The following is a 22934-nucleotide window of genomic DNA, read 5'->3' as shown; positions in this document are numbered from 1 at the left end:
GCTACAAATCAACGTCAGTGAACACCGGGGCGACAAACCGAAAGCTTCGATTCATCTGAAATCTGTCAGCAATGGCGCGAGTTGCTTAGCGGCCAGTGGCTGTGGCTTTACGGGGTATCCCGTGAAAGCCCGCTCAGAATACGGTTTCGAGCCTGTAGGAAAAATACCGATTCCAGACATGCACTGTTACGGGGCGCGTAACAGTCTGGCCGCTCTGCCGGCTGCATGCGCTGCGCTGATAACCCTCCATCCAGCCGATCCATGACCGGCGCCAAGCCCCGTCTCAAGCGGGCATTCATCCTTTCGAGCGACAACGTGAATACCTCCTTGGTGCGCTTATCCTCACGGGGCGGCGGCAGTAGGGTGGGGCCTTCTGTCACTCACCGGGGAAGACGCATGACAAAAACAACAATGCGCGCCATCTTCACACCGCAGGCGCTGGCCGCCGTGGTGGCTCTGGGTTGCTGCGCCCAGGCGCACGCGGTTTCGTTCAACATCGGGGAGATCGAGGGCTCGTTCGATTCGTCGCTGTCGGTGGGTGCGAGTTGGGGGCTGCGTGATGCCGACAAGTCGCTGGTCGGCACGGTCAATGGCGGCACCGGGCAATCTTCGACTGGTGATGACGGACGCTTGAACTTCAAGAAGGGCGAGACCTTTTCGAAGATCTTCAAAGGCATCCACGACCTCGAGCTGAAGTACGGCGACACCGGTGTGTTCGTGCGGGGCAAGTATTGGTACGACTTCGAACTCAAGGACGAAGACCGCGAGTTCAAACAGATCAGCGACAAGGGCCGCAAAGAGGGCGCGAAGTCATCCGGCGGGCAGATTCTCGATGCGTTCGTTTACCACAATTACTCCATCGCAGACCTGCCGGGCACCATTCGCGCCGGCAAGCAGGTAGTGAGCTGGGGCGAAAGTACCTTCATCGGCAACTCGATCAACAGCATCAACCCGATCGACGTGTCGGCGTTCCGCCGTCCGGGCGCGGAGATCAAGGAAGGCCTGATTCCGGTGAACATGCTGTTCGGTTCGCAAAGCCTGACCGACAAACTCTCGGTCGAAGGTTTCTATCAACTGGAGTGGGATCAGACTGTTCTCGATAACTGCGGCACCTTCTTCGGTGTCGACGTAGCGGCGGACGGTTGCAACAACAATTACACGGTCGGCAGCCCGGCGATCGCGCCTTTTGTGCCGCTGACCCAAGCCTTTGGACAGGGCATTGAAGTGACCCGCGAAGGCGTGGTTGTTCCTCGCGGCGCCGACCGCGATGCGCGGGATTCCGGGCAGTGGGGCACGGCGCTGCGCTGGCTCGGCGATGACACCGAGTACGGCCTGTACTTCATGAACTACCACAGCCGTACACCGACGGTGGGCACCACTACGGCCGGTTTGTCGACGCTGGCGGCACTGCCGGGCATGGTCGGCATCGCCAATGGCCTGGCCCCCGGCAGCGGTTCGGGTCTGGCGCAGAGTGTGATGCTCGGGCGCGGTCAGTATTACCTCGAATACCCGGAAGACATCCGTCTCTATGGCGCCAGTTTCTCCACCACCCTGCCCACCGGCACTGCGTGGACCGGCGAAATCAGCTATCGACCGAATGCCCCGGTGCAACTCAGCACCAACGACCTGACCCTGTCGCTGCTCAACCCGATTGCCGGCGGCGCGGCATCGCCGATTGCGACCACTCCGGGCGCTGACAACAAGGGCTATCGACGCAAGGAAGTGACGCAACTTCAGAGCACCCTGACGCACTTCTTCGATCAGGTACTGGGCGCTGAGCGCTTGACTGTGGTCGGTGAGGCAGCGGTGGTGCGAGTCGGTGGACTGGAGTCGCGGGACAAGCTGCGTTATGGCCGTGACTCGGTGTATGGCCAATATGGTTTCGACGGCGATACCGGCGGTTTCGTGACCTCGACATCGTGGGGCTATCGGGCCCGGGCGATCCTCGATTACGCCAACGTGATTGGCGGGATCAACCTCAAGCCCAACCTGTCGTGGTCGCACGACGTTTCCGGATATGGCCCCAACGGCCTGTTCAACGAAGGCGCCAAAGCGATCAGCCTCGGGGTCGATGCCGACTACCGCAACACCTACACCGCGAGCCTCAGTTACACCAACTTTTTCGGCGGCGATTACAACGTCCTCGAAGACCGTGACTTCGTAGCCCTGAGCTTCGGCGTGAACTTCTGATCTGCCCGAGAAGGATGAAATCAATGCGCAAGATGATTCTGCAATGCGGTGTTCTCGCCCTCAGTCTGCTGGCGGCGAATGTGATGGCCGCGGTGTCGCCGGACGAAGCCAACAAGCTCGGCACCAGTCTTACCCCGCTCGGTGCCGAGAAGGCCGGCAACGCTGACGGCTCGATCCCGGCCTGGACCGGTGGTATCCCGAAAAATGCCGGCGCGGTCGACAGCAAGGGCTTTCTCGCTGATCCGTTCGCCAGTGAAAAACCGTTGTTCACCATCACCGCGTCCAACGTCGACAAGTACAAGGACAAGCTTTCCGAAGGTCAGGTAGCGATGTTCAAACGCTACCCGGAAACCTACAAGATCCCGGTCTACCCGACGCATCGCACCGTGGCCGTGCCGCCGGAAATCTACGAGTCGGCCAAGCGCAGCGCACTCAACGTAACGACGATCAACGACGGTAACGGTCTGGCCAATTTCACCGGCAATCGCTATTACGCGTTCCCGATTCCGAAGAACGGCGTCGAGGTGTTGTGGAACCACATCACCCGTTACCACGGCGGTAACGTCAAACGGATCATCACTCAGGTGACGCCGCAGACCAACGGCAGCTACACGCCGATACGCTTCGAAGAAGTGATCGCTGTGCCGCAACTTATGAAGGATCTCGATCCGGAACAGGCCGCCAACGTGCTGACCTTCTTCAAGCAATCGGTGACTGCTCCGGCGCGACTGGCCGGTAACGTGCTGCTGGTGCACGAGACCCTCGACCAAGTGAAGGAACCGCGCCTGGCATGGATCTACAACGCCGGTCAGCGTCGCGTGCGCCGAGCGCCGCAAGTGGCTTATGACGGTCCGGGTACTGCCGCCGATGGTCTGCGTACTTCGGACAACTTCGACATGTTCTCCGGCGCCCCGGATCGCTACGACTGGAAACTGGTCGGCAAAAAGGAAATGTACATCCCGTACAACAGCTACAAACTCGATTCGCCAACGCTGAAATACGACGACATCGTCAAGGCCGGGCACATCAATCAGGACCTGACCCGTTATGAGTTGCACCGGGTCTGGGAAGTGATCGGCACGGTCAAACCGAGCGAGCGACACATCTACGCCAAGCGCCACATGTACATCGACGAAGACAGCTGGCAAGTGGCGCTGGCTGACCACTATGACGGTCGCGGGCAGTTGTGGCGGGTGGCCGAAGGGCATGCTCAGTATTACTACGATCACCAGGCTCAGGCCTACACCCTTGAAGCGCTCTACGACATCATCGCCGGCCGTTACATCGCGCTGGGCATGAAGAACGAAGAGAAACACAGCTTTGAATTCGGCTTCGAGGCCAAGGCTGCCGACTTCACCCCTTCGGCATTGCGCGCCGAGGGCGTTCGATAAGTCGGTTGAAATAGATGCAGGACAAAAGGCGACCGGACGGTCGCCTTTTTTATGGGCGCCAATCAGCGCCCTGAATACTCGTGAACAAGTAATTGAGGCGGGCTAGGGTGAGCGCATAACGATAAAAAGGCTGACTCGATGACTGCCATGACTTTGTGCCTGGATCGCCCGGGATTTCTGCCGAGGTTGTCCTCTCATCACCAGTCGCGTGAGCGCTTGAGCGCGCCGCTGCTCGAATCGGCGGCTCGCGTCAGATTGATCTGCGCACCGGCCGGCAGCGGCAAGACCGCGCTGATGACCGAGTGCCTGTTGCAGGCCCCCGCAGAATGCTCAGTGCTCTGGTTACCGCTGGCTGGCGCGGCGCTGACGGGCGAAGATTTTTCTCGGCGGCTGGCGCAGACATTGGGGCTGGCGGAGAGCGATGAAACCGCGTTACTCGCAGCGCTGTCTCGCTGGGCGGTGCCAACCTGGTTGTTTATCGACGACTTTTGTCGCCTGCCCGATCCGGCGCTGGACGCCATGCTCGACCGCTTGCTGGCGATCAGCAGCCCGGCGCTGACCTGGTGGATTGGCTCGCGCAGACGCCCGCAGTGCAACTGGCCGCGACTGTTGCTTGATGACGCATTGTACGAATGCGAGCCGACCACACTGGCACTCACCCAAAACGAAATCGCCCAGGCGCTGGTGCATTTACCTACGGAGCAGGCAGCGAGTGTCGCCAGTCGTATCGTGCAACGAACCGCTGGCTGGTGCGCTGGAGTACGCATGGCGTTGATGCAAAAGTGCGACTGGTCGCAAAAGCGTCAGCCTCAGGAGCGGCTAGATACTCTGCTCGATTATCTGCAACACGAACTGTTCAGCAGCCTCACGCCGGAGCAGACCGAAGTCTGGCGCGTGCTTGCGCATTTGCCGCGCTTCAACGACGGACTGTGCGAACACCTGTTTGGTGCCGGGGAGGGCGCGCAGCATCTGCATGCGTTGCAAACCCTCGGTTGTTTCATCGAACCCTGGCAGGAGACGTCCGACTGGTTGCAGATTTTTCCGCCGCTTTCGCGGGTGATGCGTGACGGGCACTGGCTTGGCGGGCGTTCATGGCATCGGCGGGCGTGCCAGTGGTTTGCTGCTGCAGCGGACTGGAAGTCAGCCTTCGAACAAGCGTTGCTCGCTGAAGAATACGAGGTGGCGGTCAGCCTGTTGCAGCACTTCAGTTTCGAGCAGTTGTTCGAGGACCAGACCGTAGTGCTCTTGTTGCACCTGCACGAACAGCAAGGCGAAGCGCTGATGCTCGGCTCGCCGCAACTGATCGGCTTGATGACGGCGGCGTTATTGTTTGCCGGACGCTTCGAGCAGGCGGCGAGCTGGATCGGCCATATGGGGCGTTTCCTTCCTCAGCCTTCGGCAGTTCTCGAGCAACAGCTGATTGCCCGTTGGCAGGCGCAAATGGGCTGGCTGTTGCATTTGCAGGGATTGATGGAAACCTCCCGCGAACACTTTCAACAGGCGCTGACAGCGTTGGGTGCGGATGCGTGGCCGGCGCACCTGATGTGCCTGTCCGGGCTGACTCAGCAGGCGCTGTTGTGCGGTGAACTGGAACACGCGCATGCGCTCAATCGTGAGGCACTTTGTCTCGCCCGTGCCCAAGGCTCATTGCTGTTCGAAGCGTTACTGGAACTGGATCACGCGCAATTGCTGGAACAGCGTGGGTCCCCGGCGCGGGCGGAAAATCTGCTGGCTGGAATTCAGGAGCTGTTGCTCGCACAAGGGCAGCGACCGACGCCGCTACTCGGACGGATTGCGTTGCGCCGTGGACGGTTGGCGTTGTGTATGGGGCAGGATGCACTTGCTGCCGGATTCTTTCAGCGCGGACTCGAAGATTGCCTGCGCAGCCACGATAAACGCGTGCTTTACGGCTTTCTCGGGCAGGCCCAGTTGGCGGCCAATCAGGGCGACTACGCACAGGCTTTCGTACGTTTGCGCGATGCCGAGCGGTTGATGCAACAACGGCAGATACCGGACACGGTTTACCGAGGTGTGTTGTTGCAGGTGAGCAGTCATTTCTGGTTGCAGCAGGGACGTGCGGAACTGACGTGTGAGGCGTTGAGCCGCGTGCTCAAACACTATCGCGGGCCGCAGGCACGGCAGGCGCCGCCGGCATCGGTGGAGCTGATCCCGCGTATCGAGTATCTGCTGATCCTTGCCCATGTTCGTCTTGGCCAAGATGCGTTCGAGGCGTCGGTTCGGCTTGAATCGCTGGCAAAACAGGCGCAGGTGCGAGGGATGTGGGCGTTGTATACGGAGTTGCAACTGGCCGTGGCAGAAGTGATGTGGCTGAACGGTCGGACAGCCGAAGCCACAGAACAATTGCGCGAAGGGATGGAGAGCGTTGCCCGATTCCAGGCGCATCAAGTATTAAGCGAGTTGCGCCAGCGCCAGCCGGATTTGTCAGAACTCTCGGGAATCTCGTTGTCTGACGCTGAGTTGGGCACACCATGCGGCGAGACCGGCGCGTTAAGTCAGCGAGAGCGGCAAGTCCTGGAGCTGATCGCTCTCGGACATTCCAATCAGCAGATTGCCGATGCCCTGTTCATTTCCCTGCATACCGTTAAAACCCACGCCCGGCGCATACACGGCAAGTTGGGCGTCGAGCGCCGGACACAAGCCGTGGCGAAGGCCAAACGATTGGGTTTGTGTGGTTGATCAGGGTTTGACGTCATCGGCCTGATAACCCATCCGCCAACTCACGGCCCGTGTCGCCGCCAGCAATCGCTGCGCCGCCGGGCCGTTTTCGTCGGCGTGAAACAGCGACGTCGGACCGACGATGGTCAGTACGGCGGCGACCTGTCCGACCGCGTTGAATACCGGCGCCGACAACGCATCGACACCCGGCATCAGCAAACCATGCACATGATGCAGACCCCGCTCGCGGATCTGCTCGCACAGCGTTGCATAGGTCTTTTCATCGGTCAGCGGATGCCCGGCGACGGCGATTTCCCGCTCGCGCAACTCATCGGTTTCCCGATGCGGCAGGTACGCACTGAATACCAGCCCGGTGGATGAGCTGAGCAGCGGCAATACCGAACCCAATTGCGTCACCACCGTCACTGCGCGCACCGCCGGTTCGATGTGCACCACCGTCGCACCCTGATTGCCCCACACCGCGAGGAAGCAGGTTTCGTTCAGTTCGTCGCGTAACTCCGCCAGGGGCAGGGCGGCGACTTTCAGCACGTCCATACTGTTGAGTGCGGCCAGACCCACGCGTAGCGCTTCACGACCGAGGCCGTAGTGGTTGGTGGCGGGGTTCTGTTCGGCGAAGCCACTGGCGATCAAGGCTTGCAGGTAGCGATGCACTTTGCTTGCCGGCATCTGCACGTGTTCGGCCAGGCGCGACAACGAGGTGGCCGGTGACAACTCGGCCAAAGCCTTGAGGATGTCGGTACCGACCTCGGCGGAGCGGACTTTCTGTTTGCCGTTGCTGTCGCTGGTTTTTTCCATGGTGCTGCCGGGTTCCGGATCGAATGGGCGTCTTTATAGCTTGACGCTGGATAGCGAGCAAATTACGTTATGCGTAATTGAATTACGATAAAAATAACCCCGGCGTGCCAAGACCTCTGATCCAGAGCGTTCGGCCATGCCGACTCCCTGTTCAGGAGGCTCCATGAACTCCGATTCAACCGCGTCGTCGCTGGCTTACCAGTCCGGTTTCGGCAACGAATTCAGCACTGAGGCGTTGCCCGGCGCACTGCCCGTCGGCCAGAACTCCCCGCAAAAAGCGCCTTACGGTCTCTACACCGAATTATTCTCTGGCACCGCATTCACCATGACCCGCAGTGAAGCGCGGCGCACCTGGATGTATCGCATTCAGCCGTCGGCCAATCACCCGGCGTTCGCCAAACTTGAGCGACAACTGGCCGGCGGCCCATTGGGCGAAGTCACCCCCAATCGCCTGCGCTGGAACCCGCTGGAGATCCCGAGCGAAGCCACCGATTTCATCGACGGGCTGGTCAGCATGGCCGCCAACTCGGGCGCGGAAAAACCGTCCGGGATCAGCATCTATAGCTACGGCGCCAACCGCTCGATGGAGCGGGTGTTCTTCAACGCCGACGGCGAAATGCTCCTGGTGCCACAACTCGGACGTTTGCGCATTACCACTGAGCTGGGTGTGCTGGACGTCGCGCCGCTGGAAATCGCCGTGTTGCCACGCGGTCTGAAATTCCGCGTTGAGCTGCTTGATCCGCAGGCGCGCGGTTATGTCGCCGAGAACCATGGCGCGCCGCTGCGTCTGCCGGATCTGGGACCGATTGGCAGCAATGGCCTAGCGAATCCACGCGACTTCCTGACCCCGGTCGCTGCCTACGAAAACCTGCAACAGCCGACGAAGCTGGTGCAGAAATTCCTCGGCCAGTTGTGGGGCACCGAACTCAATCATTCGCCGCTGAACGTGGTCGCCTGGCACGGTAATAACGTGCCGTACAAATACGATCTGCGTCGCTTCAACACTATCGGCACTGTGAGCTTCGATCATCCTGATCCGTCGATCTTCACCGTGCTGACCTCGCCGACCAGTGTGCATGGCCTGGCCAACCTCGACTTCGTGATCTTCCCGCCACGCTGGATGGTTGCTGAAAACACCTTTCGTCCGCCGTGGTTCCACCGCAACCTGATGAACGAATTCATGGGCCTGATCCAGGGCGAATACGACGCCAAGGCCGAAGGTTTTGTGCCGGGCGGTGCTTCGCTGCACAGCTGCATGAGCGCTCACGGCCCGGACGGCGAGTCTTGCACCAAGGCGATCAACGCCGATCTGAAACCGGTGAAAATCGACAACACCATGGCCTTCATGTTCGAGACCAGCCAAGTGCTGCGTCCGAGCCGGTTTGCCCTCGACTGTCCGCAACTGCAATCCAATTACGACGCCTGCTGGGCCACTTTGCCCGCCACGTTCGACCCGACCCGGAGATAACCCATGACTCAGACTTCCATTTCCCGCAGCTGGGTTGCTTCGGCCAACGGCCACAGCGATTTCCCGTTGCAGAACCTGCCGCTGGGCGTGTTCAGCATCAACGGTTCGGCACCACGCAGCGGCGTGGCGATTGGCGAACACATTTTCGATCTGCAAGTGGCGCTTGAAGCGGGGCTGTTCGACGGTGCTGCACGTAGCGCGGTTGAAGCCATGCACGGCGGCTTGTTGAACGCGTTCTTTGAACTCGGTCGCGACGCCCGTGTGGCCCTGCGTGAACGCTTGCTGGAACTGTTCGTTGAAGGCAGCACCTTGCGCGGCAACATCGAAGCCCAAGGCGCAAAACTGCTGCCACTGGCCGCCGATTGCCAACTGCATCTGCCGGCACGGATCAGCGACTACACCGACTTCTACGTCGGCATCGAGCACGCACAGAACGTCGGCAAACTGTTCCGTCCGGATAACCCGCTGCTGCCGAACTACAAGCACGTGCCAATCGGTTATCACGGCCGTGCCTCCACCGTGCGTGCGTCCGGCACCGACGTACGTCGTCCGAAAGGCCAGACCCTGCCGGCCGGTCAGACTGAACCGACCTTCGGCCCGTGCGCGCGTCTGGACTACGAACTGGAACTGGGGATCTGGATCGGTCAGGGCAACGAGATGGGTGATTCGATTGCCATCGGTGACGCCGCTGAGCACATCGCCGGTTTCTGCCTGCTCAATGACTGGTCGGCGCGCGACATTCAGGCTTGGGAATACCAGCCGCTGGGGCCGTTCCTCTCCAAGAGCTTCATCACTAGCGTCTCGCCGTGGGTGGTGACTGCCGAAGCGCTGGCGCCATTCCGCGCCGCGCAACCTGCGCGTCCAGAAGGCGATCCGCAACCGCTGCCATATCTGTTCGACAAGCGTGATCAGGATGGCGGTGCCTTCGACATCGAACTGGAAGTGCTGCTGCTCACCGAAACCATGCGCGAGCAGAATCTGCCGGCTCATCGTCTGACCCTGAGCAACACTCGCTACATGTACTGGACCGTCGCGCAAATGGTCGCGCATCACAGCGTCAACGGATGCCAGTTGCAGGCCGGTGATCTGTTCGGTTCCGGCACCTTGTCCGGGCCTGAAAACGGTCAGTTCGGCAGCCTGCTGGAAATCACCGAGGGCGGCAAAAAACCGATCGAACTGGCTTCCGGTGAAGTGCGTAAATTCCTTGAGGACGGCGACGAAATCATTCTGCGTGCGCGCTGCGCCCGTGACGGTTTTGCCTCCATCGGCTTCGGCGAGTGCCGCGGCAAAGTGCTGGCGGCGCGCTGACAGGAGCGGTTCATGGATCTCTATACCTATTACCGCTCGACCTCGTCGTATCGGGTGCGGATCGCGCTGGCGCTGAAGGGGCTCGATTATCAGGCGCTGCCGGTCAACCTGATCGCGCCAACCGGTGGCGAGCACCGGCAAGCGGCGTATCTGGCGATCAATCCACAGGGCCGGGTGCCGGCCTTGCGCACCGACGAAGGCGAGTTGCTGATCCAGTCGCCAGCGATCATCGAGTACCTGGAGGAACGTTATCCACAGGTACCGTTGTTGCCGCAGGACTTCGCAGCCCGCGCCCATGTGCGCGGCGTGGCGGCAGTAATCGGCTGCGATGTGCATCCGTTGCACAACGTCAGCGTGCTCAATCGCCTGCGGCAGTTGGGACACGAGGAGCCGCAAGTGGTCGAGTGGATCAGCCACTGGATCGGGCAGGGACTGGCGACGGTCGAGCAATTGATCGGTGACAGCGGCTTCTGCTTCGGTGAGTGGCCATGTGTGGCTGATGTGTATCTGATTCCGCAGTTGTATGCGGCAGAGCGTTTCAACGTGAGCCTTGAGACGTATCCGCGAATTCGCCGAGTCGCGACACTCGCTGCTGAACACCCTGCGTTCATCAAGGCCCATCCCGCGAACCAGCCGGACACACCGTAAAGCCTCACCAGAAAACCTGTGGGAGCGGGCTTGCCCGCGATGACGGCAGCACATCCAGCATCGATGTGTCAGGGACATAGCCATCGCGGGCAAGCCCGCTCCCACAGGGATTGATGCCAGCTTCAGCAAAATAATCATAAAAACAAAACAGGTACCTTGCGATGCATAACCAGATTGCCAGCTTCCGGGCGGCACTCGACGCCCGTCCTGTGTCCCGATATCAGTGGTTGCTCTTGATCCTGCTCGCCTTGCTGCTGGTCACCGACGGCTATGACGCGCAGGTGCTCGGTTATGTGGTGCCTGCGCTGGCCCAGGATTGGGGGCTGGAAAAATCCGCATTCGGTCCAGTGTTCAGCGCCAACCTGCTCGGGCTGACAATCGGTTCACTCGTTGTAACCCCCTTGGCCGACCGCTTCGGCGTGCGACGGATTCTGCTCGCCTGCGTGCTGATCTACGCCAGCCTGACGGTGCTGATGGTGTTCGCCGATTCGCTGAACACCCTGATGATCGCGCGCTTCATTTGCGGGATCGGCATGGGCGGGGCAATGCCCAGCGCCATGGCGCTGATGTCGGAATACTCACCACCGCGTCTGCGCACATTGATGGTGACGCTGGCAGCGTGTGGCTTCTCGTTCGGTGGCGCGGCGGGTGGTTTCGTCGCGGCAGGTTTTATCGATCAGTTCGGCTGGCAAGCGGTGTTCCTCGCCGGCGGCGTCACGCCTCTGCTGTTGTTTCCGTTTCTTTGGTGGATGCTGCCTGAATCCCTGCCACGCCTGCTGCGTGATGCGCCGCCCTACACGCGACTGCGTAAAGTCACCGCGCAGATGCTGCCAGACTGGCAACCGCCCGCCGCATCGGTCGAACAGAATGAGCAGGAGCAGGGCAGCAAACTGACGGTGGTCGAGTTGTTCCGCAACGGTTACGCGCGTCCGACGTTGCTGATCTGGGCGACATTTTTTGTCAGCCTGATCCTGCTGTATTTCATGATCAGTTGGCTGCCGACGCTGTTGCTGGAAAGTGGTCTGAAACTCAACGAAGCCAACCTGGTGACGTCGATGTTTCTGTTTGCCGGGACCATCGGCGCGATCTGCATGGCGTGGTTCGCCGACCGCTTGAAGCGCAAGGTTCGTTTGCTCTCCGGCGTGTTGGCGGGGGCGGCGTTGTGCACGATTCTGCTCGGTCTGAATCATGACAATCCGCGTTATCTGGTGGCGTGCGTGTTTGCTGCCGGCTTCTGCATCATCGGTGGGCAACTGACGCTCAATGCCTTCGCCAGTAATTTTTACCCGGCACACGTGCGCGCCACCGGCACGGGTTGGGCGCTGGGAGTGGGGCGTTTCGGTTCGATTCTCGGGCCGCTGTTCGGCAGTCTGCTGCTGGCGATGCACATTCCGGTGGAGCAGATTTTCTTCTTCTGCGCGATTCCGGCGGTGATTGCGGCGTTGCTGATTATTCAGGTGCGTTCGCCATCAGACGCGAAGCTTTCCCCTGTGGGAGCGAGCTTGCTCGCGAAGAACGATAACGCGGTCTGACTGATAAACCGAGTCGCCTGCTTCGCGAGCAAGCTCGCTCCCACAAGGGGGATCAGTGGACGACTGAGTTCGGGGGCAGATGCCCGAGGCGTTCGGTCAGGCGCAGGCGCTGGATCGGATCTTCGCTGAGCATCAGCGCGTGCTCCAGATCGAAGCGCTCGGCGTTCGGGCAGTCGAGTCGCTGATAAAGGCTGGCGCGGGCCAGATAGTCGGCGGCGCTGGCGGTGCCCATTTCCAGCACGCGTTCGGCGTCGATCAGCGCGCCTATGAAGTCATCGTGAGTCAGGTGCAACTGGCGCAAATTACGCGACAGGCGCTGGAGCATTTGTGCGGGAGAAGCTGCCGCCAGATGTTCGGCGTTGAGCTTCATGTGCGCGCCGTACTGGCGGTGCAACAACTCGCGGCAATCATTCGGGTACAGGCGTCGGCCACCACACGGGTCGAGCAGGTGGTCGGCGCCCGGTACGCGTAGCAGAAAGTGACCGGGAAAATTCACCCCGACCAGCGGAATCTCCAGACCGCGTGCCAGCTCCAGCGCAATCAACGCCAACGTCAGTGGCTGACCGCGTCGGGTCTGCAACACTTTATGCAGCAGCGCTGCCTGCGGGCGTAGCGGCAGAAAGTCGTCCTGGGCGAACCCCAGATCATTCATCCGTCGCAACAACGGTTGCGCCAGTTCACTGACCGGCAGCATCGGCAGGCCATGACTGACGCGCTGCTGCAGCTCCTTGAAATCCTGCAACAGGGCTTGGGGATCAAGCGACTTTTCGTGTTCGGCAGCCATCCACAGCGCAGCTTCGAACAGCGCGGGCGGCGAACGGTGCAGACACTCGAAAAAACGTTGGCGCGGACTCATCTGAATCTCCGGGGAATGCCTCGTTTTAGCCCCGTGCGAGGCATTCGTCCAGTGCCGCACGGCTCTGCTGTGAGGTTATGCCGCAAAGTCGTCGTCGGCATCGGCGCTTATTCCGGTGCGCTCCAGCAATTTTCAGGCGCAAGCCTATACTGGCGTCTACCAGAAGTGATTCGGGAGCCTAACGATGTTTGCTCTCATGCAAAGCAGTCGCCTGGAATCGCTGCATCTCAGCGTCGACCCGGTGTCCGGGTTGAAGGCGGTCATTGCCATTCATAACAGTCGCCTGGGGCCAGCCCTCGGCGGATGCCGTTATCTTGCTTACCCAAACGACGAATCCGCAGTCGAGGACGCCATTCGCCTGGCGCAAGGCATGAGCTATAAAGCTGCGTTGGCCGGGCTTGAGCAGGGCGGGGGCGTGGCGGTGATCGTGCGCCCGGTGCATGTGGAAAACCGTGGCGCGCTGTTCGAAGCGTTCGGGCGTTGCATTGATCAACTCGACGGCCGCTACATCACCGCCATCGACAGCGGCACTTCAGTGGCCGACATGGATTGCATCGCCCAGCAGACCCAGCATGTCACCAGCACCACCTCGGCCGGCGACCCGGCGCCCCATGCGGCAATGGGCGTGTTCACCGGCATTCGCGCCACGGCGATGGCGCGTCTGGGCAGCGATAATCTCGAAGGTTTGCGCGTGGCGATTCAGGGGCTGGGCAACGTCGGTTATGCACTGGCGGAACAGCTGCATGCAGCCGGGGCCGAGTTGCTGGTCAGTGACATTGATCACGGCAAGGTGCAACTGGCGATGGAACAGCTCAATGCCCATCCGATTGCCAACGACGCCTTGCTCAGCACACCGTGCGATATTCTCGCGCCGTGTGGCCTTGGCGGTGTGCTCAACAGCCATACCGTCAGCCAGTTGCGCTGCTCGGCGGTGGCCGGGTCAGCGAATAATCAACTGACGCATCTCGACGTCGCCGATCAACTGGAACGGCGCGGCATTCTTTATGCGCCGGACTATGTGATCAATGCGGGCGGGCTGATCTATGTTTCGCTGAAACATCGGGGCGAAGAGTTGCCGACCATCACTGCGCATCTGTCGAAGATCTGCTCGCGGCTGACTGAAGTTTTTGCTCACGCGCAGGCGGAAAAGCGTTCGCCGGCGCGGGTGGCGAATGAGTTGGCGGAGAAGGTTTTGTATCGGTGATTTGAAGATCAAAAAGCAAAAGATCGCAGCCTTCGGCAGCTCCAACAGGAAAATCCATTCCCATGCTGGAGCTGCCGCAGGCTGCGATCTTTTCGATTCGAACCGTATTACTTCGCGACTTTTGCCGCTTTGGCTGGTTTGGCCGGTGCTTCTTCCGGTTCCGCCACTTCTGTCACTGGCGCGGTCTCGACTGGAGCGTTGATCAGCTCCAATAGTGCGTCCGGCTGGCTCTTGAACGCCCGGGCGAACACATCGCGGTTTTTCGCCATGTAGATCCCGGCCTCTTCCATTTGCTGTTCGGTCAGGGACGGAACGGCTTTTTGCAGCACATCGGCCAGATATTCGGCCAGCTCAAGCATTTTGTCATGACGGTCAGCTTCGGCTTTATCCATGAACAAGCGCTCCAGATCTCGGCTGCTGCGGTATACCACTTCGACGGCCATTCACCACCTCACATGCCTTCACATTTAGTTGTCTTTGCGACTACTGTATCTATATACAGCGAAAAGGATAAGCGAATCCCTGCGCTTTGGGTAGCGGCTTTTTAATGTAGACCGGAATTTGTGAGGCAGTGCGACCAAACGCCACGCTGCGGGTTTTGTGGCGGCTCGCCATGATGGCGTGGCCTCTTTTCTGCATGAAATGACTTACGTGCAGAAAACCGTCACGTCCAATACGCATCATCCGCTCGCATCGGGCTAAGGAAACTCATCGTGAAAATCAACTGGGCCGAGAAACTGCGGCAAAACGTGCATCAACTGGCCGAGTCCCTGGGCAACCTGTTCGTCGAGACTTTCCACTATCTGGCGCTGTTCGCCATTGGTGCGGTGACCGCGTGGGCGGCGGTGATGGAATTTCTCGGGATGCTTGAAGAGGGCCACATCAAGATCGATGACATCCTGCTGCTGTTCATCTATCTGGAACTCGGGGCGATGGTCGGGATTTATTTCAAGACCAATCACATGCCGGTGCGCTTCCTGATCTACGTGGCGATCACCGCGCTGACGCGTCTGCTGATCTCCAACGTCTCGCACCATAATCCGCCGGACATGGGCATCATCTACCTGTGCGGCGGGATTCTGCTGCTGGCGTTCTCGATTCTGGTGGTGCGTTACGCATCGTCGCAATTTCCGTCGGTGAAGATCGAGAAACCGCAACGCAAGATCGGTGCGGGTTCCGGTGAACATCCCGAGATCGAGAAGGGCGAACTTTAAAGTCCGATGGACTGCCGTGGCGGGCCATTGACCAAGGGCGGTGGCGGAGTTCTTCCGTCACTGCTGGTCATCGCTTCAAGAATCGCCATGGCACTGTGGCCCTGCTCGATGGCGATACCAAACTGAATGCTTTGCACCAGACGCTTCAGGCGTTTGGGGTCATTGCGCTGTTCGGCGCTGATCATCCGTTTGGCGACGATCCGCCCGGCGTTGGACAGGGTCAGCATGATGCTGCCGTCCAGCCCCTGGATGCTCAGGTTGATCTGATAGTCCGGCGCGAAAGCATCGGTAATCAATTGAAAAGGGTTGTCCATGATGCGTCACCGCCTGATTGAACGTGCAGTTGTTGACTGGCTTTGATCAGGATTAGTTCGCAATACCAGACCATCGGCCATTCCTTAGCCTTATCTCCATCAGGGACGTAGCAAGGGCTGTGCCGGGAAAGTTTTCGAGCAATGGATGCGGTAAAAGAAAAGGCGAGCCACGCTGGCTCGCCTTTTCTTTTGTGGCCCGTTTCAGGGCAGGAATGACTTGATGGTCGCCGACGGTGCAATCCGTTCGATCAGCATTCGACCCAGTTTACCGCCAGGCCGCCGCGTGAAGTCTCTTTGTACTTGTCGTGCATGTCTGCGCCGGTATCGCGCATGGTGCGGATCACCCGGTCGAGGGAAATGAAGTGGTTGCCGTCACCGCGCAGGGCCATTTGCGTGGCGTTGATCGCCTTGACCGCGGCGATGGCGTTGCGCTCGATGCAGGGCACTTGCACCAGGCCGCCAACCGGGTCGCAGGTCAGGCCAAGATTGTGTTCGAGGCCGATTTCGGCAGCGTTTTCCAGTTGCTCCGGCGTGGCGCCAAGCACTTCGGCGAGGCCGGCAGCAGCCATTGCGCAGGCAGAACCGACTTCGCCCTGACAACCGACTTCGGCACCGGAGATCGAAGCGTTTTTTTTGCACAGAATGCCGACCGCGGCTGCGCCCAGAAAGAACGAAACGACATCGTCGTCAGACGCATCCGGATTGAATTTCATGTAGTAGTGCAGCACGGCGGGGATGATCCCGGCGGCACCGTTGGTCGGTGCAGTGACCATGCGCCCGCCGGCGGCGTTTTCTTCGTTGACCGCGAGGGCGAACAGGTTGACCCACTCCATCGCCGACAGCGTTGAGGTGATGACATTCGGCTTGCCGATTTCCAACAGGCTGCGGTGCAGTTTCGCGGCGCGGCGCGGGACATTCAGACCGCCCGGCAAAATGCCTTCGTGGCGCATGCCTTGCTCGACGCATTCACGCATCACCGACCAGATGTGCAGCAAACCCTGACGGATTTGCTCGTCGCTGCGCCAGGCCCGTTCGTTGGCCATCATCAACTCGCCGACCCGCAGATTGTGTTTCTTGCACAGCGCCAGCAATTCAGCCGCGCTGGAAAAATCGTAGGGCAACACCACATCGCTGGCCGGGGCCACGCCGGATTCGGCTTCCGCCGCTTCGATGATGAAACCACCACCAACCGAGTAATACGTTTGCTCGAACAATTCGCCGGTTTCGCCGAAGGCTGTCAGCGACATCGCATTGGGGTGGTAGGGCAGGCTTTCGTCCAGCAGCAGAAGGTCACGCTGCCAGTGGAAGACGATAGTCTTTTGCCCGGCGAGGTTCAGTTGACGGGTTTCGCGCAGTTGCTCGATGCGCGGTTCGATGGTCGCCGGATCAATGCTGTCCGGCCATTCGCCCATCAACCCCAAGACGCAGGCGCGGTCGGTAGCGTGACCGACGCCAGTGGCGGACAGCGAACCATACAGGCGGATTTCCACACGCTGCACGGCGGCTAACAACTGCTGATCGATCAGGGTTTGGGCGAAGGTCGCGGCGGCCCGCATCGGACCGACGGTATGAGAACTGGACGGACCGATGCCGACTTTGAATAGATCAAAAACACTGATAGCCATGCTAAACCCTTACAAGCAATGGAGGAGGAATCGCTGCCATTTTTTGTCGGACAAGCGCAATGTCGGCGATACTGCCTGCGTCGCTTCGACGTGACCAACGAAACTTCCTAAGACAGCCTTTAGCAGGACTAAACAATGAGTCGTCAATTGCATGCCCAGACTTACGTCTGGCTGCAGGTGTTTTCCTGTGCCGCACGGCACCTGTCGTTCACCCGTTGTGCCGAGGAACTGCACATCACCCCGGGGGCGGTCAGCCAACAGATCCGTCAACTGGAAGAGCGCCTCGGTTTTCGACTGTTCCATCGGCGGGCGCGGGGCGTGGAGTTGAGTGCGGAAGGGCAGCGGCTGGCGATTACGGTCAACGAGGCCTACGGCAGCATCGATGCGGAACTGCGTCGACTGGATGCCGGAATGATCAGCGGTACTTTGCGGCTGCGCTCGATTCCCTCATTCCTCAGCAAATGGCTGACCCCGCGATTGCCGCGCCTGCAACAGCGTTACCCGGACATCCAGTTGCGCCTGGTGGCCGAGGACAGCAGCGTGCCGTTGCACGAGGGCGATTTCGATCTGGCCATCGATTTGAACGACGGCAGCTATCCGGGATTGTTATCCACAGCCTTGCTCGACGAGCAGATCTTCCCGGTCTGCGCGCCGAGCCTGCTGCGCGGACGTCCGCCGCTGCACGGGCCGGCGGATCTGGTGCATTTCCCGCTGCTGCACGACATCACTGCCTGGCGCGGCAGCTATGAATATGCGGAATGGGAGTTCTATCTGAATGCCATCGGTTTTGAAGGCGCCGATGTGCGGCGCGGGCACACCTTCAATCGCAATCACCTGACCATCGAAGCGGCGATAGCGGGGATGGGCGTGGCGATTGCCCGGCGCACGCTGCTCAATGACGAACTGGAGCGGGGCGCGTTGATCGTGCCGTTCGGGCTGTCGGTGCCCAATCACAAACGTTACGTGTTGCTCTATGCACCAGGGGCGCTGAGCCATCCGGGCGTGCGTGCGGTGCATGACTGGGTAGTAGAAGAAGCGGGGGTTTTTCGCAGTTTGCACCCGTTGAATGACGGGCAATTGTGAGCAGATTTTGCAGAGGAGAGGGGCGACCCAACTCCCGACCTTACCAGCGCTTTACTCCCTTGTCCGGCTTTTTTTGCTAATGAATATTTATCTTTTTTCAGGGGTTGAAATCTTCGGCAAGCGGGCCGATTGTTGTAATCAAGAGGTCACGAGAATCATATCCAGGCCTCTAGCGAGCTAGCTGAAATAAGGGATGGAACTATGCAAATCCAAGTCAACAGCGATAACCATATTCAAAGTAGTCAACGACTGGAGGAGTGGGTACGTACAACCATTGAGAGCACGCTCGAACGTTATGAAGAAGACCTGACCCGCGTCGAAGTCCATCTGGCCGACGAGAACGGTGACAAGCCAGGTCCCCATGACATGCGCTGCCAACTGGAAGCGCGGCCAAAAGGCCACCAACCGATTTCCGTGACCCACAAAGCCGATTCGCTGGAACAGGCGATTGACGGCGCTGCCGAGAAGCTTGAACACAAGCTGGAGCATCTGTTCGGCAAACTGCGTGGCAAACCACGTGCCGCAGTGGTGCCCTTCAGGGGCAAAGCCAACGATTCGCTACTGGAAGAAGAGTTTCTGGAGAACGAACAGGCAGCGATCAACAGTTGATCGACTGACTATTTAATTCACCCCAATGAGAACGGGCCTGCGAATGCAGGCCCGTTTTTGTTTCAACCGCCGAATCATTTATCTGTGGCAAGGGAGCAAGCTCCCTCGCCACATGGAAACGTTTAGAAAGCCACGGAAGTCTGTACATAAACCGTCCGCGGCTCACCCACGTACTTGCCCTTGTTGTTGTCATCGAACGAGCGCGTGAAGTATTGGGTGTTGAAGATGTTCTTCACCCCGACCGCGACGTTCAAATCCGACAATTGCGGGCCAAAGTCATAACCCGCACGGCTGCTGAACAGCATGTAGCCGGGGATCTTGCCGGTGCTGCCGTCGGCGCTTTCTTTCGAGGTGTTGGCGTTGTCGGCGAACTGGTCGCTCTGGAAGCTGCTGTCCAGATTCAACTTCCACGGCCCTTCGGTATAACCCACACCAATCGTACCTTTGTGTTTCGAGGAGAACGGCACACGATTGCCCTTGTTCGGCCCGTCTTCGCGGATGGTCGCGTCAACAAAGGCGTAAGTGGCGTAGACATCAAAACCGGCGAGCGCCGGGCTCAAGTCATCCAGCGCATAGTTGACGCTGGTCTCGATGCCCTGATGGCGGGTTTCGCCACGGGCAATCACCGAATCGTTGGTCTGGTTACTTTCATACTGGTTGTCGAAGTTGATCAGGAACGCGCCGATCTCCGCCCGCAGCGCACCGTTGTCGTAACGAGTTCCGAGTTCCCAGGTACGGGCCTTTTCCGGTTTCACTTCGCCGCTGCTCACGCGGTTAGGCATCTGGCTGTACTGCACGCTGCCGAACGAGCCTTCGGTGTTGGCGTACAGATTCCAGGTGTCAGTCAGGTGATACAACACGTTCAGCGCCGGCAGCGCGGTGTTGTAGTCGCCCTTGTATTTGACGTTGGTCAGATTGTTGGTCTGCTGCGATTCGATCATCTCGTAGCGCACGCCCGGGGTGATCGTCCACTTGCCGATATCGATCCGGTCGTCGACGAAGAACGCATTGGCCTCGGTGCCGCCACGGGTGTCGCGGTCGTTGCGGCTGTTGGTGGTCGGGTATTCGTTGCTGGCAATCGGCGTGCGATAGCGCAGTTCGTGGCCGGCCTCGTTGATGTAGCGGTAGCCGACGCCGACTTCATGGCTGGTCGGGCCCAGGTCGAAACCTTGGGCGAAACGGGTTTCGAAACCGCGAACCCAGTATTCGCGCGGCGACAGCGACAGGAACGAGCCCTGATCCAGATAACCACTGCGCAGGGTCTTGGTGAAGAAGGTATTGGCGGTGAACTCGCGGCGATCTTCCTGATAGCGATAGCCGAAATTGAACATGGTGCGGCGCCCCCAGAACTGATCTTTCGGGCGCGTGGACTGATACGGATCGGCATCATAGTCGGCGACGTTCAGACCGCCGGGCATGTCCGCTTTGCCTTCGTAGTACTGAGCCATCGCGTTGAAGCTGTTGGCCTCGTCGAGCTGGTATTTACCCTTGAGGATCAGGTCGTCGATTTCGGTGTCGCTGTGTTCACGCCAGTCGCCACCGCGCGTGCCGGAGTACAACAGCGCGCCGCCGAGGCCATTGGCGTTGGTGCCACCGGCGAGCAGATTGGCGCTGGTCTTGAAGCCGTCATGGCTCGACGATGGACTGGTTTCAGTCTGGAAACCGCCCTTGACCGTCGGCTCATCGGGAATCGCCCGGGTCACGAAGTTGACCACACCGCCGACGTTCTGCGGGCCATAGCGTACTGCTCCGCCGCCGCGCACCACGTCCACCGCATCCATGTTGCCCATGCTGATCGGCGCGAACGACAACTGTGGTTGACCGTAAGGCGCGAACGGCACCGGGATGCCGTCCATCAGCACTGTCGAGCGCGCAGCCAGACGCGGGTTGAGACCACGAATGCCGAAGTTCAGCGCCATGTCGTGGCTGCCGGTGCCGTTGTTTTCCGGGGCGTTGACGCCGGGAATGCGGTTGAGCACATCACGCGCCTGCGTGGCGCCCTGGCGTTCGAACTCTTCACGACGGATCACATCACGCGCACCCGGATGTTCGAAGACGTTGACCTGCGCCGCGTCGCCGAGCCAGTCGCCGACGACTTTCGAGGTGTCCAGTTCCAGCGCCGTGTCATTCAGTGGTTGCAGGCTGAACGCGTTGTTGCCCTCGGCGCGGGCTTGCAGGCCGGTGCCTTCGAGCAAGGCGTTGAGACCTTGTTCCGGCGTGAAATTGCCTTCCAGACCACGGCTTGTCACGCCGCTGGTGACTTGCGAACCAAAGGAAATCAGCACCCCGGCTTCACGGCCAAACTGATTGAGGGCGTTTTCCAGCGATGCCGGGGCGATGTGGTAAGCCTTGGTGTCGGCGGCCAGCGCGGCGGGCAGGGCACTGAAAGTCAGGCTGGCACCCAGAACGAGATTGCGCAGGGAGCGGGCCAGTGGCGTGAGGCGGGTGGGGTGCATGTTCGATGATCCTGAGAAGGTTGAATCAAGGGGGCTTTCCTTCTCTGTCACGCCAGATCTGAAAAACGGCTCACTAATTGAAAATATTTTTTTGGAGTAGTGTTTTTGTGGAAAGGATTTTCAGGCCTTGGCTTCGACTGTTACCCAATACCGGGTAAAGCGCTTCACCTTCACCGGCAAACTGATTTCCAGCAGATCAAGAATCCGCTCGCTGTCGTCCAGTGGATAAGTCCCGGAGATCAGCAGATCGGCAACCTTCGCATCGCAATGCAACTGCCCGCGCCGATAGCGCCCGAGTTCGTCGAGGAAATCCCCCAGACGCATGTGCGCCGCCACCAGCATGCCATCGGCCCAGGCGCCGCTGTTGGCGTCGAGCGCTTGCGCCGGGCTGATCGACGTTGCGCTGAAACTCAACTGACGCGCCACCGGCAATGCGATGGGCGCACGTCCATTGGCAGTCAGTTCGACCTGTCCTTCGAACAGCGCAATCTGCGTACGGTCAGCAAACTGGCGCACATTGATACGTGCGCCATGGGCTTTCAAAAGTCCCTGCGCGGTACGCACTTCGAACGCCTGCGCTGTGCTCAGAAGGATTTCACCTTCGAGCAAACGGATCAGCCGTTGTGAGCCGACCACCCGGACATCCGCCGCACTCGCGGTGTTGAGTTGCAACTGTCCGCCGCCGTCCAGCGGCACTTTGCGGCGCTGACCGATCGGGCTGCGGTAGTCGGCCAGCAGCGACGGCAATGGATTGTGCTCGCGCATCCCCCAGGTCACTGCCGAACCTGCGCCTAGAATCAGCAGCAATTTGAGTGCCTGACGACGGCTGCCGGACTTCGGCGCATTCAACGCCGCATGCGCGAGCGGTGAGGACAAACCGCGCAAACGCGAGTTGACCCGCTGAATGTGCTCCCAGGCGCGGCGATGCTCACTGTGCGCATCGACCCATTGTTGCCAGGCTTGCTGCTGGCGCGGGTTCAACGGTCCTTGCTGCATTTCCAGCAGCCAGTGCACCGCCTGCTCGGCAACCTGCGAGGAGAAATCTGTCGATGGGTTCATAGCGCGAAATAGCAGCGCATGGCTGCCTTGTTCAAATGACGTTTGACCGTGGCCACGGAAATGCCCAATTCAACGGCGATCTGCGGATAGGTCAGGCCATCGATCTGCGCCAGCAAAAAGACGCGTTTGACCGGTCGCGGCAGACCATCGAGTAACTGATCCAGCTCCAGCAGGGTTTGCAGGATGATCGCTTTGTCTTCTTCCGATGGCGCGACCATTTCCGGCATTTGCGCGAGGGTTTCGAGGTAGGCGCGTTCCAGATCCTGACGGCGGTAATGATTGAACAGCACGCGCTTGGCGAGGGTGGTGAGAAATGCGCGGGGTTCGATGATCGCCAGCGGTTCACGGGCGGTCAGCACCCGAATGAAGGTGTCCTGCGCCAGATCCGCCGCCCTGTCCGGGCAGCCAAGCCTGCGGCGCAACCAACCGGTGAGCCAGCTGTTGTGAGCCTGATAAAGCATTTCGACAGGATGGGCGGACGGCAA

The 22934-nt window shown here is 59.9% G+C and carries 18 protein-coding genes and 1 pseudogene; 11 read left to right on the top strand and 8 right to left on the bottom strand.

All coding sequences use genetic code 11. The features are described from left to right. Nucleotides 1–396: 396 nt before the first annotated feature. The 3 genes from ACTWLJ_RS02320 to ACTWLJ_RS02310 all read left to right on the top strand — a co-directional run bounded on the left by ACTWLJ_RS02320 (nt 397) and on the right by ACTWLJ_RS02310 (nt 6278). A complete protein-coding gene (locus ACTWLJ_RS02320; RefSeq protein ID WP_445179732.1) occupies nt 397–2190 on the top strand; it encodes a DUF1302 domain-containing protein in 1794 nt (597 codons plus the stop codon). 23 nt (nt 2191–2213) lie between these two features. Beyond that, nucleotides 2214–3581, top strand: a complete 1368-nt coding sequence (locus ACTWLJ_RS02315) for a DUF1329 domain-containing protein (protein ID WP_445179731.1) — start codon at nt 2214–2216, stop codon at nt 3579–3581. A gap of 138 nt (nt 3582–3719) precedes the next feature. Further along, complete coding sequence (locus tag ACTWLJ_RS02310; RefSeq protein ID WP_445179730.1) at nt 3720–6278, top strand: LuxR C-terminal-related transcriptional regulator; 2559 nt, start codon at nt 3720–3722, stop codon at nt 6276–6278. On the opposite strand, the gene ACTWLJ_RS02305 is transcribed toward ACTWLJ_RS02310, so the two are convergent. Then, nucleotides 6279–7073: an IclR family transcriptional regulator gene (locus tag ACTWLJ_RS02305; RefSeq protein ID WP_445179729.1), complete on the bottom strand. Its 795-nt coding sequence runs from the start codon at nt 7071–7073 to the stop codon at nt 6279–6281. Between the two features lie 163 nt (nt 7074–7236). Here ACTWLJ_RS02305 and hmgA point away from each other — a divergent pair, with 163 nt between their 5' ends. The 4 genes from hmgA (at nt 7237) to ACTWLJ_RS02285 (ending at nt 12029) form a co-directional block, all read left to right on the top strand. Next, the gene (gene hmgA / locus ACTWLJ_RS02300; protein WP_445179728.1) at nt 7237–8541 is read left to right on the top strand and encodes a homogentisate 1,2-dioxygenase; all 1305 of its coding nucleotides are present in this window, start codon (nt 7237–7239) and stop codon (nt 8539–8541) included. 3 nt (nt 8542–8544) lie between these two features. Then, nucleotides 8545–9849, top strand: a complete 1305-nt coding sequence (gene fahA, locus ACTWLJ_RS02295; RefSeq protein WP_445179727.1) for a fumarylacetoacetase — start codon at nt 8545–8547, stop codon at nt 9847–9849. Between the two features lie 12 nt (nt 9850–9861). Then, nucleotides 9862–10497: a maleylacetoacetate isomerase gene (maiA, locus tag ACTWLJ_RS02290; protein ID WP_445179726.1), complete on the top strand. Its 636-nt coding sequence runs from the start codon at nt 9862–9864 to the stop codon at nt 10495–10497. A gap of 161 nt (nt 10498–10658) precedes the next feature. After that, nucleotides 10659–12029: an MFS transporter gene (locus tag ACTWLJ_RS02285; protein ID WP_445179725.1), complete on the top strand. Its 1371-nt coding sequence runs from the start codon at nt 10659–10661 to the stop codon at nt 12027–12029. Between the two features lie 52 nt (nt 12030–12081). Here ACTWLJ_RS02285 and ACTWLJ_RS02280 read toward each other — a convergent pair whose 3' ends face one another. Beyond that, the gene (locus tag ACTWLJ_RS02280) at nt 12082–12885 is read right to left on the bottom strand and encodes a SirB1 family protein (RefSeq protein WP_445179724.1); all 804 of its coding nucleotides are present in this window, start codon (nt 12883–12885) and stop codon (nt 12082–12084) included. A gap of 184 nt (nt 12886–13069) precedes the next feature. Here ACTWLJ_RS02280 and ACTWLJ_RS02275 point away from each other — a divergent pair, with 184 nt between their 5' ends. Then, nucleotides 13070–14089 carry a Glu/Leu/Phe/Val dehydrogenase family protein gene (locus ACTWLJ_RS02275; protein WP_401217232.1) on the top strand — a complete coding sequence of 340 codons (1020 nt, stop codon included), beginning with the start codon at nt 13070–13072 and terminating at the stop codon, nt 14087–14089. Nucleotides 14090–14292: 203 nt separating this feature from the next. Here the strand turns inward: ACTWLJ_RS02275 and ACTWLJ_RS02270 are convergent. Continuing rightward, nucleotides 14293–14532 (bottom strand): annotated as a pseudogene (locus tag ACTWLJ_RS02270) (YebG family protein); the annotation flags it as partial. 270 nt (nt 14533–14802) lie between these two features. On the opposite strand from ACTWLJ_RS02270, the gene ACTWLJ_RS02265 reads away from it, so the two are divergent. Next, complete coding sequence (locus tag ACTWLJ_RS02265) at nt 14803–15303, top strand: phosphate-starvation-inducible protein PsiE (RefSeq protein WP_445179723.1); 501 nt, start codon at nt 14803–14805, stop codon at nt 15301–15303. Here the strand turns inward: ACTWLJ_RS02265 and ACTWLJ_RS02260 are convergent. Further along, on the bottom strand, nt 15300–15617 hold the full coding sequence (locus ACTWLJ_RS02260; protein ID WP_401217208.1) for a DUF3509 domain-containing protein: 318 nt from the start codon (nt 15615–15617) through the stop codon (nt 15300–15302). The genes ACTWLJ_RS02265 and ACTWLJ_RS02260 overlap by 4 nt on opposite strands. A gap of 248 nt (nt 15618–15865) precedes the next feature. Continuing rightward, the gene (locus ACTWLJ_RS02255; protein ID WP_445179722.1) at nt 15866–17242 is read right to left on the bottom strand and encodes an L-serine ammonia-lyase; all 1377 of its coding nucleotides are present in this window, start codon (nt 17240–17242) and stop codon (nt 15866–15868) included. A gap of 135 nt (nt 17243–17377) precedes the next feature. Between ACTWLJ_RS02255 and ACTWLJ_RS02250 the strand changes: the two genes are divergently transcribed. Together ACTWLJ_RS02250 and ACTWLJ_RS02245 are read left to right on the top strand one after the other, a co-directional pair. Further along, nucleotides 17378–18325, top strand: a complete 948-nt coding sequence (locus ACTWLJ_RS02250; RefSeq protein WP_445179721.1) for a LysR substrate-binding domain-containing protein — start codon at nt 17378–17380, stop codon at nt 18323–18325. A 201-nt stretch (nt 18326–18526) separates the two neighbouring features. After that, entirely contained in the window at nt 18527–18934 is a 408-nt protein-coding gene (locus ACTWLJ_RS02245) for an HPF/RaiA family ribosome-associated protein (RefSeq protein ID WP_401217200.1), read from the top strand. 122 nt (nt 18935–19056) lie between these two features. Here the strand turns inward: ACTWLJ_RS02245 and fecA are convergent, their stop codons facing one another. From fecA to ACTWLJ_RS02230, 3 genes are all read right to left on the bottom strand, one after another. Beyond that, on the bottom strand, nt 19057–21390 hold the full coding sequence (gene fecA, locus ACTWLJ_RS02240; RefSeq protein ID WP_445179720.1) for a TonB-dependent Fe(3+) dicitrate receptor FecA: 2334 nt from the start codon (nt 21388–21390) through the stop codon (nt 19057–19059). A gap of 120 nt (nt 21391–21510) precedes the next feature. Next, nucleotides 21511–22449: a FecR domain-containing protein gene (locus ACTWLJ_RS02235; RefSeq protein WP_445179719.1), complete on the bottom strand. Its 939-nt coding sequence runs from the start codon at nt 22447–22449 to the stop codon at nt 21511–21513. Then, nucleotides 22446–22934 carry a sigma-70 family RNA polymerase sigma factor gene (locus ACTWLJ_RS02230; protein ID WP_445179718.1) on the bottom strand — a complete coding sequence of 163 codons (489 nt, stop codon included), beginning with the start codon at nt 22932–22934 and terminating at the stop codon, nt 22446–22448. The genes ACTWLJ_RS02235 and ACTWLJ_RS02230 overlap by 4 nt, the downstream gene beginning before the upstream one ends.

Source organism: Pseudomonas sp. McL0111, from assembly GCF_052567255.1.
The sequence above is the reverse complement of the archived record's forward strand: the minus strand, read 5'-3'. Positions and strand labels throughout refer to the sequence as shown.